General features: G+C 42.0%; 14 protein-coding genes. 4 read left to right on the top strand and 10 right to left on the bottom strand.

The window, feature by feature from the left end; genetic code table 11:
• Positions 1–9: 9 nt before the first annotated feature.
• A complete protein-coding gene (locus HH215_RS14295; protein WP_169280528.1) occupies positions 10–1794 on the bottom strand; it encodes a cache domain-containing sensor histidine kinase in 1785 nt (594 codons plus the stop codon).
• Positions 1795–1919: 125 nt separating this feature from the next.
• Positions 1920–4211 carry a glycoside hydrolase family 183 protein gene (locus tag HH215_RS14300; protein ID WP_169280529.1) on the bottom strand — a complete coding sequence of 764 codons (2292 nt, stop codon included), beginning with the start codon at positions 4209–4211 and terminating at the stop codon, positions 1920–1922.
• Positions 4212–4789: 578 nt separating this feature from the next.
• On the opposite strand from HH215_RS14300, the gene HH215_RS14305 reads away from it, so the two are divergent.
• Entirely contained in the window at positions 4790–5596 is an 807-nt protein-coding gene (locus HH215_RS14305) for a hypothetical protein (RefSeq protein ID WP_254450484.1), read from the top strand.
• Positions 5597–5959: 363 nt separating this feature from the next.
• Here HH215_RS14305 and HH215_RS14310 read toward each other — a convergent pair whose 3' ends face one another.
• Entirely contained in the window at positions 5960–6124 is a 165-nt protein-coding gene (locus HH215_RS14310; protein WP_169280530.1) for a hypothetical protein, read from the bottom strand.
• A 425-nt stretch (positions 6125–6549) separates the two neighbouring features.
• Positions 6550–7344: a Cof-type HAD-IIB family hydrolase gene (locus HH215_RS14315; protein ID WP_169280531.1), complete on the bottom strand. Its 795-nt coding sequence runs from the start codon at positions 7342–7344 to the stop codon at positions 6550–6552.
• Positions 7345–9097: 1753 nt separating this feature from the next.
• Here HH215_RS14315 and HH215_RS14320 point away from each other — a divergent pair.
• On the top strand, positions 9098–9856 hold the full coding sequence (locus tag HH215_RS14320; RefSeq protein ID WP_169280532.1) for a hypothetical protein: 759 nt from the start codon (positions 9098–9100) through the stop codon (positions 9854–9856).
• Between the two features lie 75 nt (positions 9857–9931).
• Positions 9932–11197, top strand: a complete 1266-nt coding sequence (locus tag HH215_RS14325; protein WP_169280533.1) for a hypothetical protein — start codon at positions 9932–9934, stop codon at positions 11195–11197.
• A 161-nt stretch (positions 11198–11358) separates the two neighbouring features.
• Here the strand turns inward: HH215_RS14325 and HH215_RS14330 are convergent, their stop codons facing one another.
• The 5 genes from HH215_RS14330 to HH215_RS14350 form a co-directional block, all read right to left on the bottom strand.
• Positions 11359–12036 carry an Ntn hydrolase family protein gene (locus HH215_RS14330; RefSeq protein ID WP_169280534.1) on the bottom strand — a complete coding sequence of 226 codons (678 nt, stop codon included), beginning with the start codon at positions 12034–12036 and terminating at the stop codon, positions 11359–11361.
• A 90-nt stretch (positions 12037–12126) separates the two neighbouring features.
• On the bottom strand, positions 12127–12621 hold the full coding sequence (locus HH215_RS14335; protein ID WP_169280535.1) for a DUF1643 domain-containing protein: 495 nt from the start codon (positions 12619–12621) through the stop codon (positions 12127–12129).
• Between the two features lie 478 nt (positions 12622–13099).
• Positions 13100–14224 carry a DUF8371 domain-containing protein gene (locus HH215_RS14340; RefSeq protein WP_169280536.1) on the bottom strand — a complete coding sequence of 375 codons (1125 nt, stop codon included), beginning with the start codon at positions 14222–14224 and terminating at the stop codon, positions 13100–13102.
• A 168-nt stretch (positions 14225–14392) separates the two neighbouring features.
• On the bottom strand, positions 14393–14953 hold the full coding sequence (locus HH215_RS14345) for a hypothetical protein (protein ID WP_169280537.1): 561 nt from the start codon (positions 14951–14953) through the stop codon (positions 14393–14395).
• A gap of 120 nt (positions 14954–15073) precedes the next feature.
• Positions 15074–15877, bottom strand: coding sequence for a DUF4238 domain-containing protein (locus HH215_RS14350; protein WP_169280538.1), 804 nt, complete (start codon positions 15875–15877; stop codon positions 15074–15076).
• A gap of 516 nt (positions 15878–16393) precedes the next feature.
• On the opposite strand from HH215_RS14350, the gene HH215_RS36375 reads away from it, so the two are divergent.
• Complete coding sequence (locus HH215_RS36375) at positions 16394–17899, top strand: transposase (protein ID WP_254450485.1); 1506 nt, start codon at positions 16394–16396, stop codon at positions 17897–17899.
• Here HH215_RS36375 and HH215_RS14360 read toward each other — a convergent pair.
• The gene (locus HH215_RS14360) at positions 17879–18232 is read right to left on the bottom strand and encodes a hypothetical protein (protein WP_169280539.1); all 354 of its coding nucleotides are present in this window, start codon (positions 18230–18232) and stop codon (positions 17879–17881) included. The genes HH215_RS36375 and HH215_RS14360 overlap by 21 nt on opposite strands.
• Between the last annotated feature and the right edge of the window lie 111 nt (positions 18233–18343).

Raw genomic sequence — 18343 nt, forward strand, 5'->3', positions numbered from 1 at the left:
CCCTTTTCCTTACGGTTCGTTTTCTTCTTCGATCACAGGAAGCACGACAGTGACGCGGGTTCCCCGTTCCGGTTCGGACTCGACCGTCACGCCATAGCCGGCATCGTATTCAAGCTTCAGTCGATCGTCCATATTAGTAATGCCGATCCCGTGCGACTTCCGCGTCTTGATATCTTCCATCCTATCCGCCGAAATGCCGCTGCCGTTGTCTTCCACGACTAGGCGAAGGCGGTCTTCACTTTCCTTGTTCAGGCTTACTCGAATCAAGCCGCCGCTTTCCAAATTCTCCATACCATGAAGAATCGCGTTCTCCAGGTACGGCTGCAGCAGCAATCGCGGAACCCGATATCTTGCCAATTCAGTCGGCACCGCGAATTCGACGGCGAACTTCGCTTCGAACCGCATCTCCTGCAAATATGCGTAAGCACGCGCCCAACGGAGTTCCTCCTCCACCCTGACCCAAGGCGCTCCCGGCCGAATGGCGTATCTCATCATGTCGCTCAGCGCCGTGATCATGGAACTGATCTCGTTCTCGTCTTTCTCGATCGCCAGCCAATTAATTGCATCCAGCGTGTTATAGACGAAATGCGGATTGATCTGCGCTTGAAGCGCCCGAATCTCGGCTTCCTTCTCCTTGTCGGAGACGATGCGCACCTCCTGGATCAGATCCGCGATCCTCCCGCGCATACCATTGAACGCGGTTTGCAGCATGCCGATCTCGTCGTTGGAGTTCGCCTGTAGCTGCATCCCCTGCGGATCCTTCTGAATCTGTTTCATGGCGACGACCATCTGCCGAATCGGCTTCGTAATATAGCGCGTCGTCAACCAAGCGAGCAGCAGGAACAGAGCGGAGAAGGCGACGATCGTCACGATGAGGAACCTTTTCTGGTTCTCGGTCTGAGCGTCAAGATCGATCTGGGGAACGATCGCGTAATAGGACCAATTGTTAAAATCCGACAAAATTCTGCCGATACGGTAGTTCTCCCCGTTCAGCTTGAACCGGACGAACTCCCCCGGCTTCGTCGCCTTGTAGAAAGACACTCCGCTCATGCGGGTGCCGTAGGCTTCCGAATCGGGATGCCAGATCAGATTGCCCGAATCGTCCGCCACGAGGATCGTTCCGTGCGGGCTGACGTCGACGGGACCGACGAGACGGTCGAGCGCCGAAATCTTTACATTAAGGATCAGCGTGCCTAACGCTTGAAGCTCGTCCGTGACGTCCCGTATACTCATCCCCGCGGCGAAGTAATACGAATTATGCGCCGAGTAACGGTTCGGCGGAATCTCGTAAGTAGGAATCCAGACGACCCTCCCGTTTTCCTCCGCGATTCTTTCCAACCATTGCGGGTTTCGGACGATCTGATCGGTGAACAAGCTCGATCCGCGAAAATCAGCGAACGAAGTCGTGCCTTCTTCGGAAAGGAAATACACGGAATCGACGTCGTCTTTGCCCCTTAGGAAATTTCGCAAATACCGGTTGATCCCGTCCTCCGATAGCCGGCTTTCAGCATTCCCGCCCGTGGTGGGAGGCGTTTCCGACAATTGCTCGATGATGTCGTCCCGGTTATAGATGTCCAGTAACTGCGATTCAACGCCCCGCAGCATCTCGTCCGCATTCCTCATGACGAGGTTCAGCACTTGAAGCGATTCCTTGTCGCTTTTCTCTTGAACCCACTGCGCCGAGTTCTGGTAGAAAAGGAAGCCTAGCAAGGTTAACGGGGCCAATATCACGGTCAGCAAGAGAAGCATAAGCTTGCTTCCCAGCTTGCTATTGCGCAGAAAAGTAGGAATCATTCCTCGGCCCTCCGGTTCCCGAATCGTCATGTAACCGCTTTCGTATTCTAAAGTGTATAATGATGAACCCTTTTTGACAACAGGTGAAGGAGACGGCTATTCCCGTCTCCTCGATGTCTTCCGCTTTATTTGGTTAAGGTGAACGAATCGAAATCCGCCGTCAACGGGACCGCCGCCCAGGATTTGGCCATTAGTCCGACGGATAGAGGAGCAACTGAAGGATAATTGACGCTGCCCGCGCTCACCCATGCATCTCCCGGATTCTGCCTGTAATCGGCGTAATACTGACTTCCGAGCTTCCTCATCCTTAAGGAAACCTCGGTCCCCGCGTACGAAGTCACGGCGGCCAGTGCCGGGAACCCCGATCGCGAGAGCTCTAACCCGTTGCCTTGAAGATTGCCCCAAAGGAAATAGTTGTTCGTTCCGAAACGGACCGCCAACCCGGCATGGAAGTCTGAACCCGCGGAATACGAGGCTAAGTTCAACCGAGTCTCGATCGTCCAGTCCCCCCCGCCCATATCCGTTCGCATAAGCTTCGGCGATTGGTCGATAAAATCCCAGTTGTCGTATGTGCCCGAACCCGGGAGGGTCATTCTGAACTTACCGGCGACAAACGAGTAAGCCGGACCCGCAAGCGGCGCGCTCCAAGTCCACGATCCGTTAAGAGGGCCGTCGAACGGATCGAGAATCGTCGTTCCTGCGCTATTCGCGTAGTAGACTTCCAGTTCGCTGATGGCAGTGAATTTCTCCGCGCCTCCCGCGTTTCCGATGATCCGCACGCCGTCGCCCCAAGTATCGTTGAATTTGAACGTATACGTTTTGTATGGCGCAGCCGTGCCGTTATACGGATAATCGGGACTAACGGACAAGCCGCCTGCGTCGACCCATTGGAAATTTTGCAGGACTTGCACCTTAAGACCGCCGGAGAAATACCCTCCGTCCGGAAAAGAAGCTCCCGTCGTATAGACAACCTTGTTCAAGTTATAGGGTCTGGACCACGTGTATCCCCAGTAGCTCTGCGATTTGGCCTCTCCGTTCCAGTCGTCGGCATTGACGTTTTTCACGCCGTCGTTAAGCGCCCACGGGTTGCCCTGATGGAAGCTCGCTCCCGCGATCGGCGTTTTGTCGTCTCCCGTAACAGCCAGATTGCTCACGTCGTTTCGCGCGTTGTTCGGGGCCAGCGCCGTATTGTGCGGAGTCACGAACAATCGCCGCAAGGAGAAACGATAATTGTTCACCGGACCTTCGAACGTATTGGCGTTGAACCACATTCGCTTTCCGTCCGTGCTAATGTATTTGGAAGGCATAACCGTCGTATAACCGCCGTTCTTGCTCAGCGTCCAAGGGGAGGAATACGTTCCGAAGTCCTTGGACAAAAACCTTTTCCACGGACCCCACGGAGCCGGCGCCTCGTAAAATTCGAACGTGTACTCGGTCCAGGACAGATAAATATAGCGATTCAATGCGCGATTATACGTCACGCTCCCTTGCGAGATCGGAGTCATGTCCCGAATATGACCGGACGGAAACCCCGCGGTTACGGCTGGGTAAATCCTTCTGTCGTCCTGCAGGACCGGCTGACGGGCGGCTACGTTACCGTAGCCGGACCAGGATTGCGCCCCTCCGTTCAGTCCGCCCGTCCAGAACTGCCATTTCGACAGGTCCTGAACGTTATCCGTAGCGAGAATGCGAGCCAAGTAGAGCTTGGTTGGATCGGGCACCGAATTGTTAAAAGAATCGCGCCAATTGTAGTCCGTTCCGTAAGCATAGATATAGTCGTCCCAATTGGAGTTCGGATCGTTATCGACGCCGTCCTTGCCCCAGTCGAGGAAGAAGACCGTCGTAAAGACCGAATTCGGGAACATCGGAGAGGTCGCGTTCCAAGTCCAAGTCGCCCCCTTATCCGTCGATTTCAAAATCGTCGCATTAGGCGCGTCGTTGAATGAAGGGCCGTAGAACTTGGCGCCCGGGCACCGGTTCAAATCTTGAACGGCCAACCAAAGCGTGCCTCCCCTCGAGGTCAATCCGGTAGGCTTGCGATTGTACTTGGCCGATCCGTCCCCGCAAGTCGACTGGTTCCAGAGGGGCCCGAATCCTGCGCTGACCCGATTGCCGACGAGATTTCCATTATCGGGATGCCCGCTTGTGATCCGGTTGAACGCGATATCGCTCCAGCCTTGATTGGTCCATCCCCAGCCGTCGCCGTTCGCGAGATACAAGTTGTCGTCGTTCGACCATGCGGACGGCCATAGATCTCCGTCGCTGACCGTATTATACGTGCTACCCTCATCGATGAAAGCGGTTGCGAAAAACGTACTTTCTTCCGGGACGATCGCATGCGCGCGTCCTTCGTCGACCGTAAATCCTATTAGTAACAAGAAAACCGCGACTAGAATACCGTTTCTAACTCCGTTCATGCCTATTTCCCTCCCAAGAAGGTTCACAAGATCGTCTTCAGTTTAGTAGATCAAACCAAATCGGTCTATTTGAACATTTTTGGGAGGGTGGACTTTTTTTCGGTAACGATAAAGAAGAAATAGTATATTATGCATTCTAATAAAGCGGGCTGCTATAGCAACCCTCATGATATTATTTAAGTAATCATTCCTCTTTAGCTTAATCAGGGTTACGTAATCATAGCTCCGCTCTTAAGGCATTACATAAGGCTCTCCTTTTCAGAAATATTTTTTTGAATTGTTACTTTAATAATTTTCACTCCAGATTCACGTGTTATCAGACAAAATAAATTGGATTCTATCGTATGAAGGCGCATGATGTCCCTCATAATTTAAAGCACTTACAGTAATCATATGTTTTAGATGATCACCGTTCATCCTTTCAATATGTATCTGCGGACACGAAATAAAATATTGATACTCTTTTCCAAGATAGGAAAGGTATCGTCCGTATAAAGTTTTCCTCTAGAGAAGAATTTTATAACTAAACTGCCTGTTAGTTGAGAAGACGACAGCCGGTTGCACTGGCTGTCGTCCCTTTGAGTTTATTGAATAAACGTACCCGTTCGCGTAAGGAACGTCGCTTGAGTAGCTTGCATATGGTATCTCACAATCTAAAAGGTGAGGTGAGTACCCTGGGCGACATCATCAAACGAGGATCTCGATTTTATGTCGGTCAGCCGAAACGGATTCGTGCCTCAGCCACCTACAAAAAGCTGATCATCGATGTTCCAGAAGCAGTAGTCAGCGATACTGTGCCTGAAACGATGTTTTTTTACATGGATACGCGATTTACTACCACGCAAATGAATCGCATGAAACGCTTGATAGGGGTAGTGCTCTCCATTTGGTTTTTTCATTACCAGCAAAAAAATGAAGGCGCAATCCTTTCTGCCTATCAAAGTTGTGTCAACAAGTATGCGAAGTTTAACCTCTCCCCTGTGTGGTTTGAAGGAAAGTTAAGCAATGGAGCGGTAGCGGCGGACGTGCAGATGGACGGGCTCACGACGATGATTGCGGCCAACGGTTTCGGCCGCGCAGCCAAAGCCTATATTATGTACCAAGCTTCGGGCACTTCGACCATTAAAGGCGTCAGTGCGTCAGAGCCTGAAAAAAACTCGCTCACCATTACAGTGAATTCGACGGATTTAAATAATACCGGGATAACGGACTCGTTCTTAGGCGGCTCTTTGCTTCACGCCTGGTTGCATCGTGAAGGATACCGTCATCCTGCAGGGAAATTCACCAGCTACTTTGCAGGCGAAGCCGCCATGTGCGGGATGCGGGGTAATAAGGATAAGTCTCCGCTAATACCAATATCTACCTACACGAAATGGCTGGACTGATTTGTATGAAACTGGATTATCCCCCTAAGCTGTTTCATCTTCTTTGCTACAACTAACCTCTTGGGGACTAAATGCATTAACGTAATCTGCCCGTTAGTTGAGAAAACGACAGCCAGTAACAGCGGCTGCCGTCCCTTTGAGTTTATTGAATAAACGTTCCCCGTTAGTCATTCATGCCGCGCAAGACCAGCGCTGCACCACATATGATGAAAATAGAAAAACCCGTCAATACTGCTACTACGTCTGGTGAGGAAGGTCGATAAACTATGGTGCGTTAGAGCCCATCCGTTAGTCTGATTCCAACGACCACGGTGCATCACAGAATGTCGCTCCCTTTCGGGAAGCGCTCATGGTAAATTAATCCTATCTTGGTTTTTTCTCCAACACCCGAATAATGGAGTCTTTTATTGCTAAATTTCCATCAATATTTGACCACCCCATTACAACTCCCATTTGATCGAAGTGTACACCTTGAATATCCATAGCTCCAAGTATTCCCGATTTTTGATGTAGGTGTTCCCATTGCATAGATGACATCTTGTCGCGTTGATTTTTAATTTAATTTGAAGTGCACCTTTCCTTTTTGTACCTATCGACACCATTAAGTTAACATTGGATCGCAAGAAACGGCCGGTGACCTAAGCTGCTTGGCTTTAATCGTTCCGATTGCTTAGCTAGGTACTCCTTCAGTCGTTGTATAGTGATCTCATCGATTTCAAGATCACCAAGTTCACCAAGTAAAATCCTTATCTGAATCGAATACGCTTTTATTGTAAGTAAGCAAAACCCCTGAATCCGTTTCTCTTCTTCATACATCCTCCAAAGTTTCGATAATTTCAAAACAAAACCTCCCTTGAGTTAACCTGATAAATCTAGGTTTGCTCAATAAGGAGGTTTTAATCGATCGCATTCAACTAGCGTTCCCAGTTAAGTGAATCATTATCAGCAATTGATTACACCACAAATTTCTCAAGAGCAACAGCAACACCATCGTTATCATTTGATTCGGTAATGTGTTTTGCACAATTTTTTAGCTCAACTATCGCGTTTTCCATAGCGATCGGAAATCCGCACTTATGGAATAGTCCTAAATCATTAAAGTCATCCCCGAATACCATTACATGTTCTGACTTCACCCCGATATCATTAAGCACCCATTGCACGGCTTCTTCCTTTGAGGCTGATTTTTGCATGATTTGAACCAATACACCACCATCGGTTGCGATTACGTTCACATGGTCGCCGAATTGCTCGATAACGTCCCTCCATGTGCTGTAACCATGAACCAATATTTTGGTTGGGGATAGTGAACTAATGAAATCCTTATCAACAACCGGGGGTTTAGGATCATTTGGACGGATACCGAAATGACCGAGTTGCGAGTCGGGAATTGGTGTACACGTATACCATGAGTCATTGACCTCGTATGAAATTATCGATTGAGGTGCATGTAACTCAATGAAATTGTTAATCTGTTGGCTAATCTCCATTGGGATACTAATGTGCCGCTGAGTTTGCTTAGTCTTACATGTTATTAGAGCACCATTGTAATAAACCAAGTAGTCTACAAAAGGAAAATTCTTCACAAATTGATTAGCCGCTCTAGGCGGTCGCGCCGTGGCAACGATAATATGAATTCCAGAATCATAACATCTTTTAACAGTCTGATAATTTCTAGGTGATATGGATTTGTCGCTGCCAAGCAATGTTCCGTCCAAGTCTAATACAATTGCCTGTATTTTCGACATCTGCATCTCTCCTCACAAATAATTCTTCAAATAATAAACTAGTATCACGAGAGATGCTAGACTCACTATTAAATTAATCTGCCAGCTAACACAACGACGGCAACCGATCGTTCAGGCCGGCTGCCGTCGTGTCATTATTGAGCTATTGTTCCCGTTAGGGTAATCAGAGTTACGTAATTATTGCTCAGCTCTTACGGCATTGCATGAGGCTTTCCTTTTCAGAAATATTTTTTTGAATTGTTACTTTCATGATTTCCACTCCAGATTCAGGTATATCAGACAAAATAAATTGGATTCTATCGTATGAAGGCGCATGATGTCCTTCGTAGTTTAAAGCACTTACAGTAACCATATGTCTTAGATGATCACCATTCATCCTTTCAATATGTATCTGCGGACACAAAATAAAATTTTGATACTCTTTTCCAAGATAGGGAAGATATCGTCCGTATAAAGTTCCCTCTAGAAGTTCTTCTCTTGATGTTGTATTAACTGAATTTAGGGGATCCGAAATGTAGTTCCTTTTGTAAAATAACCATCTCCAGTCTTAGCATCATAATCATATAGCTGTAACTGTTCAAACGCTTTTTCATAATCTCCAAATATAATAGCTTGATAATAATGTTTGATACTACCTACTCGTTTTTTCCAATTTAACACATTTCTTTTTCTACTCAGTGAAACAGCGAAAAGCCGAGGAGATCGAAATCCTCCCTCGGCTTAGCAACATTATAAGAAAATTTAATTCCTTTTATTCCCCCTGTAAACAAATAAAAAATACTGTCCTCAAACTCCCCTCCCCCAAAATCCCCCTCCGCCATACTCCCACAAGCCCTCACCCCTATTTCCGAGATAATAATTAGTGTCTACTCATGTGAGGTTTAACCGAGTGAAAACTGGAAGAGAACTGGTTCAATTGTGAACGAAACGAGATAATAATTAGTGTCCTTGAAGGGCAGGGGGAGATCAGGAAAGTGCATGGGAAAATCAAGGGATTAGGGGACAGAATCAAGATCGGGAAACGGAAAATAGAGATTAGGTGCAAGCTTCCTGAGATAAGCTGGAGTAGATACATTGGATTTCCTAGCAGGAATATTGCGGGAATAAACACTTGAATGCATGCTCTTACTGCCTTTGCTGGCTCTTATTACCCTTGCATGCCCTTACTGCCTTTACCGGCTCTTGCATGCACTTACTCCTCTTACTGCACTTACTGCTCTTCCTCCCCTGTCCTTACCCTTCTCCTACTGCCATTTCCCCTTGATCCACTTGAGTTTATAGCGATTATATTGCGAGTGAATAGCGGAGAAAATCATGCCCTTGAAGCCCTGGAGACCAGTACGAATTATATTAGAAATTCAAGTGATTGTCTTTCCCCTGAGCCCTGATCCTGCTATCCGTTGGAGCGGGATGAGAAGGATTATCAGAGTTTGGATGGTTCCCTGCACTTACTGGCACTTACTGCCTTTGCATGTTCATCCCTGTCCCACAACCCTGTTGTTCTCCCCTGTTCTTTCCTGCCCTTCTGCACTGGAGCGGGACAAATGAAAAAAGACTGGAGATTGTGGGAGTGATTACCCGTGCAATTTCCAGCCTTTGGTGAGTTTGAGGACAGTTATTATTATGTGGGGACAGTTATTTAGGGTGGTGGACAGGAATTGTTTTAGTTTGAAAAGGTAGTTGATTTTTTTAGAAGGAAACATTTGGTATGATGATATCATAAAGACTAACATTGAAATGGTGGGACAAGCGAATGGAACTTCCTTTTGAATCTCTAAAGTATAAGCATGGGCTTGCAGGGGCAACGGAGAAATTCGAAGCAATTTGTGTTGAGTTAATTCAAATTATACATGAGGATGACTCCCATACGGTAGAAAGTGCTGGAGGGGATGGCGGCATCGATATATTTGTAGGGGATTATGAAGGTGATTTAGATGTATACCAATGCAAGTATTTCATTAATAAAATTGACTCATCTCAGAAAAATAAAATTATCGCCTCCTTTAACAAAGTCGTTTCAGAAAAGGGCGATAACATTATGAAATGGCATTTATGTGTTGCCAAAGACTTCAATAAAAAGGAGCATGAATGGTGGGCAAAATGGAAAAAAGAAATGGAAGAAAATTATAATTTTAAAATTAAATTGTGGGATGCAAGCCAACTGACAACGAAGTTGAAAAAAAACGGATTGTTTGATCGCTACTTTTCAGATTATAAGTCAAAAAAAGAAGAGCTAAGCAACGATTTTCGTCATGCTATTTCAACTTTGAGTGAGAATCCAGTTTATTACAATCTCGATTTTCTTGATCATTTAGATGAATTAAGGAACAAGTGGCAAGCAGATGGATTTATTATAAATCGAAAATCCCCAATATTTTCTTATATGAACGAATTTAAGATGATTGTTGCCACTAATAGTGGAATGTTAATGAATAATGAGAAAGCGAGAGATAAAGTTACTGATCTAGTCAAATTGATTATAGATGAATACAAAAAACTTATTAAAGATTAGAAAAGTACCTGAAGGCTGAGAAAATGCCTAAAACATCAAGTACATTGAAAATGCAAATATTTTAGAGGTGATCATATGGCTGTTAATAACGTAGTAGTCAAATGTGATGTGTGTGAAGCTAAAGTTTTGATAAAATTCCAAGTGGGAATATTAGATCAATATCCTGTATATTATTCTTGTCCCTCCTGCTCCACAAATATATACGGAAATATCTTGATAATTCGTAAGGAAAATAGGCTGGATTTTCAATTGCATAATGCTACATATGAAGGTGGAATGGATGGGGAATATATTTTAGTCCTTTCAGGCGAATTCCCTTCATTCAAAATGCTTCCATTTACAAAGGAAACCCTTATGATAACCAGTTTTTCTCCGTTCATTCGATACTCGCCTCATAGCGGTCAAGCAAAACACGCTTATGATGTTTTAGTCCAATTATTACCTTCCTTTATCGACGATGAGTGGAAAAAGATTGAAAGAATTGCCAACCTATATTTTAATGATAAAGAAACCTATTTAGAAAGTGAAATTGAAAAGCTAAGAAAAAGCCCAAGAATAGATATGAGTCCCTATGAAAAAGATTCAAGCGTTAGCAAACTGGTTACCACAATGTTTAGATCGATGTCTTCAAACAATCCTTTACAAAACATCACTACCACTGACTTAGATCAGCGATTATCAGTCATTAAACAAACCAATTTGAATTCGTATGAAGAACTTATTCAAGTTTTTTCTATAGAAGATTTGTTATATATACAAAAAGAATTGTTTTCAGTTTTTAATGAATTCACTAACCATTATCGATATTTATCCCCTGTAGTGTATTTGGAAGGAATGGGAAGACACCTTTCAGAATTAGAAAATCACGAAGGTTTAAACACTGTATCCTTTGATCGCTTAGATCGGTTGTATCAAAATATGTACGAAACCTTATTAAGTAATTCCACCATTTCCATCATGTTGGATAACTTAATAGTAAGAGGGTCAATCAATTGTATGAACCCTTCTATAAATCGGGGAAGGAATGTAGCAGGAAATTTACAAGATTATATATCTTTAACCAAGGGTCAAAAACTAAATTACTTATCAGATAACGACAATGTCATTTCCCATGTTTTTGCTGGTCCACTTAGCAATGATTTAAGAAATCCTATTGGTCATAATAGTTATTCGTATGATCCAAATACTCAATTAATCACTTTCCGTTCAAACCGTAATAGTCAGCCTACAAGAAGAATGTATTTAATTGAATTTGCCGATAAGTGTTTTCAAGCAATGAAAATTAACCTTATGCTCTGGGATCTTACAGTTCTTATCAAAAAACTTATTGAAGAGGAATAATAAATTAAAACCACGAAAAACCGTCCTCCAAAGAAAAGACGGTTTTTTTTATTATCTATAGCATCTAATATAAATACGAAAACTTCAATTGTCGCCCTTATTTATTAGATTATCTAAAAGCATCTTTGTGGATGTTGAGTCGGAGTTTGAAATCTCATGCTTTATTGCCTTGTGTTGCACTGTCCTATAATATTTTTATCAAGAAATCTATCACAATGTGGGGTGCGTGTGCCGTTATAATAACTCTGTGTTATACTTTCTGCCTTTATTATGTAAGTGATTGATTGAGTTCCAATAAACTCAGACTGATTTGACATCTCTTCGATTGTACTTGTTGCGGCATCCACTGCTTGTTCTAGATATGGGATTTCATCTTGTACAAATTTCGTGCGATATATCTCCCTTGCCCTATCTTCTTGGTGACCAATGACTGCTTGGATACCAGAAGTGGTTTGGAATTGTTCGTTTATGCTATAAATGAAAAGCTCATTAGATTCAGGGTCTTTACCACAAATAATTGCTTTAGTGGCTCCTCTGGTATCATCGTTATTATATCTCTGAAAAATTTGACGATGATTATAAAGCACTTCTCTGCAACAGTTTATAATTTCAGAAATAGACGATCTGCGTTTGTGTAACAAAACACTCCTAATCAAATCAATCGAATGGTTTGATGCCAACCCCGACACTGCCATAAAAACATTACTGTATATCTGAAATATTTTTCTTTTATTCACTGAAGCTAAATGCACAGTACCATCTTCACCTATAAAGCTTTCTTTTGTATCTGCTGAAAATACAATTGAATCATCTAATTTATAAGCAATCAATAGTGTCATAAGAACTCCTTCTATTCCGAAATATTTGGATTTACTAATTCATGAATTCCATAACATCTGTGTTTGCTCCCTACTAAGCATTCGGTAGTCTCACGTCAATGTATAAATCGACCATATCACTTTATCCGTCTTCCTACTTGGATGACTAGGAATATTATTGCCTGTAGTTCCTAAACATCTTAGTTTGCTTCGATGTTGTAAAAGTAGTTCTTTGGTTTTAGGAAAGTTCCGAATTTTACCTCCATCGACTCCCCAGCCTACCAAAATAATATCAGACAAGTAAAAAGCTTCTTTTAAAAATTCTACATTATCTTCATCCTCTAATTTCTCATGTTTACTCAGCAAACTCGGAGATTTACTTTTAATAGGAATTAGATTCACAACGATAAGAGAACCAAATCTATTATTCTCAGCTTGCACGGTTATGTTAAATACATTGTTAACTGTCTTATCATTCATTAAAGATGTGGCATCGTTGGGGTTATATAATAAGCTTGTGACAATTGGTTTTTTTTCATCCCATGTTTTGATTAAGTAATAACGCTTTTTACCAGTAACATCATGTATCGCTTTTGCGTTAATCACGGAAGTATCTCTTAAATCAAACTTTAATGGATCTAAATCATGATTCAGAATAATTATCCCGCCTTAAAAGTATCTAAGAATCTGTACTTGATCAAAATCAGTTTCATGAAATGTAAAAAGAGCCACCCTGGACTCTCTGCGTAAAATAGAAGTACAACCAACCACCCTACGCAAGAGAGAAAAGGCAACGTATAATTTAGCATAAGAAACTCATTGGAACAATCGATTGGATGAGTGAAAACTTCCACTGTATTTCTCCAAGCCTGTGCTTCATCACATTCCATTCCAGAACCTTTATCAATTATTCCGCAACACCAAGTATTATTTTCTCCTGCAACATCAATTCCTAAATAAACAGATCTGGCTCCTCCTTATCCATGTTTTTCACAGAATTCCCGAAAAGACACATTTCTTCAATGATACTTCTCTGAGTTCGACAATTAACAAGAGACCTGAGTACTTTTGCCATAATGAATATTCACTCGAAATTCATCTCTTCCTTGTTCTTAATTTCAGATGCCGATTTATAATTTCCAGAAGCATTTATTTGTTCAAATCTAATATCTTTTTTGTATTCTGCACTAAGCTCTTTTGCAGTTTTAAATAATTCTTTTGACTTTTCATATTCTTTAGCCGTATAACAAATCAGCACAAAAAAACCAAAATCAACATCTTCCACTATAAGATAAGTTGGTAACTGATATTTAATTCCATCTTGATATCTTTGATGCTTGCCCAGCTTTAATTCTATTAACGCTCTTTTATTTTTTCCAATGGAAAAATAAAAATCAACACATCCTCTTCCAAGATCCACTTCTGAATTTACTAATATATCTGAATCTTTGAAGAATAACTTAGCAATTATTTGAAACAATCTTTGCACTTTTTTTTCATTTACTCCACCTTCAGATGTATTCAGTAACTCAAAGCCTTTTTGATGTTCTATAGCGTATTTAAAATATTTCACCATTTCAATTACAACTTCGTTGAATTCATTACTATTATATTTTTTCACTTCATCCAATGAATGAGCAGTAAAGTTATCTTTGATAACCCTATACTCAGCCTTTATATCCTCAGGCATGAGTTCTTCATAACAATCTAAATCAACATTCAAAAATTTTGTCACTATTTCAGGCTGATTTTTGTAAATATCAAATAACTCGCCAACATCAAGAAAGTCAATATCTTCAAATATAATACCAATTACATCATAAGGTGTTTGGATATTTCTAAGAATTTTCAATGTATCATCATCAAATTTTCTAATTATATTCTCACTTAAATGCTTGGAGATAATATCCTCTAAGTTAAAACCATCATCAGATGAATCGTAAACAAAATAAAGTACATTGTATAACACATACTCATAAAATGGACTTAAATCATGGGGAAATCTATCTCGTATATAATGATGTAATGTTTTTAAGTCTTGCATCGCAGAAATTTGATCTTCTTGTTTATGTTCAGGAAATACAGTAGCGTATATATCTTCAAAATCAAGATTACCCCCAATATCCATAAAAAATGAATAAATATCGTCTAGCAAATAATTAATAATTTTAATAAACTCTTTAGGATACTCTTTATCTAAATTTATCATACCATTTGGAACTCCTTTCAATGACAAAATAGTGTTTAACAATAAAGAGCCTTAACCCGTTTGTTAATGCTTCTTTTTTTTAGACAAATAGTTATATATACCTATTAGCTTAGCTGAATGAGACAGATAAATTCTGAAAAGGCATGTTTTCAGATATGGTACCTTACTTCATTGCTTTATAGTTCCTAACAACGATCGAAAATCGTTCTCCAATGATTCCTTCAACTCGGGTACTTTTCTCTTTATTTTGTTCCACCCTTCTAAACGACTACTGAATGTTTGTTTTTTTATTTCTTCATCCATGATGTCAACAATATTGTGATCCGCATTATAACTTAATTCAAAATAACCATTATGTATATTCATAACAACTTCTTCGATTAGCATCGAAACTTTGGAATCGAAATAAATTCTTCGTTCCTCAAAAAAATACTTAAGATCAATAATTAAGGGGATTGCCTCATCTGCTTTTTGGCTAGTGGGATTAGAGCATAAATCCTCCATAATGCGAACTACACGTACTAGCCTTGCATATAACTCTTTAATCACGTCGGCACGTTCATTATGGAGCTTAGTGAATGTAATTTGATGTTGATTTGCTGAAATAACCAATTCAGATTTAAATCGCTCGACATCCCTATTGATAAGATTACTGATTAGCACTTTTCCCAAGTAAACAATTGCCCCAATAATAAAAGCGGAACTAGTGAAAAACTTTAAATATTCCATAAATAGCCCCTCCAACAACTAGAACTAAGATATACAATGTGAAATCGAGATCATTATTCCTCGCCATACTACTTGATAAATTCAATAGAATCCTATATTTCGGATCCAAATGTAGCCCTCTCATTCTGATTCACTCTTTTCAAAAATCATTAGCTTGAAATCAGCAACGTTTCCTATAGTATGGTCTCGCTTGAACCATACGAAATCATTCTCTTTCGAGTAGATAAATCGATCAGCGTACATTCCCGTGTAACTATTTAAAATAGCCAAGTTTCGCTTTGACGATATAACGATACTGGGTGGAAGCATTTCGAACCGACCTAGTAGCATTATCCGACTACTCAGTGGGATACTGACTTCAGTCTCCCTGAGCCCATGACCAGGAGATGACCAAATCCCTCGTTCTTTTTGCGTTGTCCAATGAAGACTCACTGGATTATCCGAACATATAAAGTCACCTACCTCGGGCGGTACATAGGCAACTGTCCAGTTTCTATCACCCAGAATAGGAATGATGACATCTATTGCTGTCAACAGATTATTGACATGTGTATTATTGTCGAAAGATATTGTGTAATTTTCCTCAAAGATAAACTTTCTTAGGTCTTCATAAGAAACTTTATCGTCGTCCTCAACTCCATTTTCTTTCATTCTTAGCTTAATTGATTCGAACCTCTCAGGTGTTGCCAACATCATTTGTGACATTCTTTTAGCGATATCTACCATTGGCTTCTTATAGACTTTTCTTCTAGCTGGTGTCCTCTCAGCCAACAGGGATATGTAATTAATCAGCCAGTTATAGTCTTCCACTCCGTCTGGAATTTCATGGCTATTACATACCTCTTTTATTATAGGGGCAACATTGTCTTCTACATAAGCGAATACATCTTCAATTGCATCAGGCTTTGTGTCAGGTAAATCCACACTATAAGATGTTTTTGATATCCTACACTCCTTGGAACAGCCTCCCACTGCTTCCCACTCAATTGGTCAAAAACCCACAATGGGCTCTCCATTTTCTCGTCCTTTGTGAACAACCCAAGATGAAATGCAGGAACGAAGTGATGATTTTTCTTAGTCAAAAAAAGAACCTTCCTTCTTAGCCATATGAAATTAAGAGTGTTTTCTCTTAACACGGTTTAATTATATAAATATTCCATTACAGGATAAATGTACATACTCACGTTCGGATTCCCCCTTAGTCAAGATTGTTTCCAATCGCCCTGTCATATTTTGATTATAACACAACAAAATATTACAATTTTCTAAAACGTAGTAAGATAGACCTTTCCCATGACTTATGCAGTTCGGCCCATAAAATGGAATATAAAAAACGTCTGAGTAGATTTCAGAAAACACTTGACATTTCGGGGTTGCCTAAATAATCGCAGAGAATACCTTTTTTACAAGGTATATCCTACAAGATTATAGGTGATCGGCTTGAAACAAAATCTTGAACAGCCTCGCTTTCGTAAGCTCTCACAAGGAGAATGCGCGGGAGCGCCCATCTTACGTTCGCTCTGGGATCGATTCGATTTTTCTCTCTTGTTGACGCAATCGGGTATATTCAAGCGTAGCGGCGCTCCGGCATGGATGCTCTGCTTTATGTATGCGATCGGCCTGCTTTCCGGATGTACGTCCGTTGTGCAAATGAGCGACCTTGTTCGTAAAGATGCGCTTCTCGAACTCATGTTCAAGCCATTTGCGCTTGCACAATATACGTTTAGCCGATTTTTCACAACGCCATTCGCTTGGCGGACATTTGGAAAGAAGCGCGTGGCGAGGTTGCAAGCCGACAACGAAACGGCTCTACAAGAGGGCGATGTCGTCAACCTGGATGATACGCACAGCGCCCATCCGTACGCTAAGAAACTGCCGTTCCTATGTTGGCTTCGAGATTCCTCGACGAAGACCTATAGTTGGTGCATGAGCCTCGTCGTTGTGCAGGCGGTTCTACGGAGCGGTTTGGAATATCCGCTCTATTACAGCGTGTGGCACAAAGTGGAGGGAGACGAAGTGTCCGTCAGCAAGTTTGACCTAGCTAGGCAGATGCTGCTAATGCTTCGTGAATCCGTGTCCTGCCGATTGTGGGTCGCGATGGACCGTTGGTATTTGTGTAAAGACTTCTTTGTCTTTTTGCAGAATCATTCCTATGACTGGGTGACAAAGGCCAAGCGCAATACCGCCTTATTTCGTAAGATCGCAGAACCTGGGCGGCGCGAGCGGTTTGTCCCCGTTTCTGCGCGGCAACTGATCCGCGAAGCCTATAAGTGTCTTGCTGCGACAGGCCATGGATTGTCAGCAATCGCATTAACGGATATCCATATGAAGCTCCCCCACGTCACGGTCAGAAGAAGAGGGCAACCCGTTACCAAAGATCGGCTCGTTCCAATTGCAGCCATTGTCGCTACGCGACTGAAAGAGGATGAAGAAGCTCTTATCGAGAGCAACGACAGTGACGATCCGGCCACCTACAAAGGAGCCTACTTGATCACTAGTAACCGATATGACGCACCCGATGAGGCGCTTAAGGTCTACGGGAAACGTTGGCGGATAGAGGTGTTCTTTCGCGCCGCCAAACAGGAGCTCGGCTTCGAACAATGTCACTCTACATCTGAGTCGCACCAACACGCCCACATGGAATTGTTGTTTGCTACAGAGACGCTGCTCGCTTATACGTTGTGGCAAATAAACAAAGAAAAAACGAGTGATGATGAAGGCTGCACCCACGGCGAAATGGTCCGCGGCCTCTTCCACACTCGTTGCCAGATTAGCCGAACAAACCGCAAGGGCATCCAGCGAATCTACGTCGATTTTGACATAGAGGCTTATCGATTTGCAAGCATTATTTCCGCTTATTGGCCCAAGTCTATTCTCATGACATGGTGGCCTGTTTCTTCGTCGGCTAATTCGCAAAATATCCAGTTATTTCAACGAACTGCATAAGTCATGTTTCATGATTTCCACTCCAGATTCAGGTATATCAGACAAAATAAATTGGATTCTATCGTATGAAGGCGCATGATGTCCTTCGTAGTTTAAAGCACTTACAGTAACCATATGTCTTAGATGATCACCGTTCATCCTTTCAATATGTATCTGCGGACACAAAATAAATTTTTGATACTCTTTTCCAAGATAGGGAAGATATCGTCCGTATAAAGTTTTCTCTAGAAGTTCTTCTCTTGATGTTGTATTAACTGAATTTAGGGGATCCGAATAAGCAATTACTGGATTGGGTTCTAAGAATAATAACAAAGTGAACAGGGCTTGCAACATTCGCATATCATCACCTCAAGATAAGTTTTTCTTGAGAAGTATTATTTCATTCTAACTTCTTGTTCTTAGCTAAAGTCAGTCCATCAATCCGCCACGCTAACCTGCCCGTTA

It is taken from the genome of Cohnella herbarum (assembly GCF_012849095.1).
Lineage (GTDB): Bacteria > Bacillota > Bacilli > Paenibacillales > Paenibacillaceae > Cohnella > Cohnella herbarum.

Coding starts and splice junctions, on each gene's coding strand:
- HH215_RS14295 (WP_169280528.1), bottom strand. CDS start 1,794: ATGATTCCTACTTTTCTGCGCAATAGCAAGCTGGGAAGCAAGCTTATG.
- HH215_RS14300 (WP_169280529.1), bottom strand. CDS start 4,211: ATGAACGGAGTTAGAAACGGTATTCTAGTCGCGGTTTTCTTGTTACTA.
- HH215_RS14310 (WP_169280530.1), bottom strand. CDS start 6,124: ATGCAATGGGAACACCTACATCAAAAATCGGGAATACTTGGAGCTATG.
- HH215_RS14315 (WP_169280531.1), bottom strand. CDS start 7,344: ATGTCGAAAATACAGGCAATTGTATTAGACTTGGACGGAACATTGCTT.
- HH215_RS14320 (WP_169280532.1), top strand. CDS start 9,098: ATGGAACTTCCTTTTGAATCTCTAAAGTATAAGCATGGGCTTGCAGGG.
- HH215_RS14325 (WP_169280533.1), top strand. CDS start 9,932: ATGGCTGTTAATAACGTAGTAGTCAAATGTGATGTGTGTGAAGCTAAA.
- HH215_RS14330 (WP_169280534.1), bottom strand. CDS start 12,036: ATGACACTATTGATTGCTTATAAATTAGATGATTCAATTGTATTTTCA.
- HH215_RS14340 (WP_169280536.1), bottom strand. CDS start 14,224: ATGATAAATTTAGATAAAGAGTATCCTAAAGAGTTTATTAAAATTATT.
- HH215_RS14345 (WP_169280537.1), bottom strand. CDS start 14,953: ATGGAATATTTAAAGTTTTTCACTAGTTCCGCTTTTATTATTGGGGCA.
- HH215_RS14360 (WP_169280539.1), bottom strand. CDS start 18,232: ATGTTGCAAGCCCTGTTCACTTTGTTATTATTCTTAGAACCCAATCCA.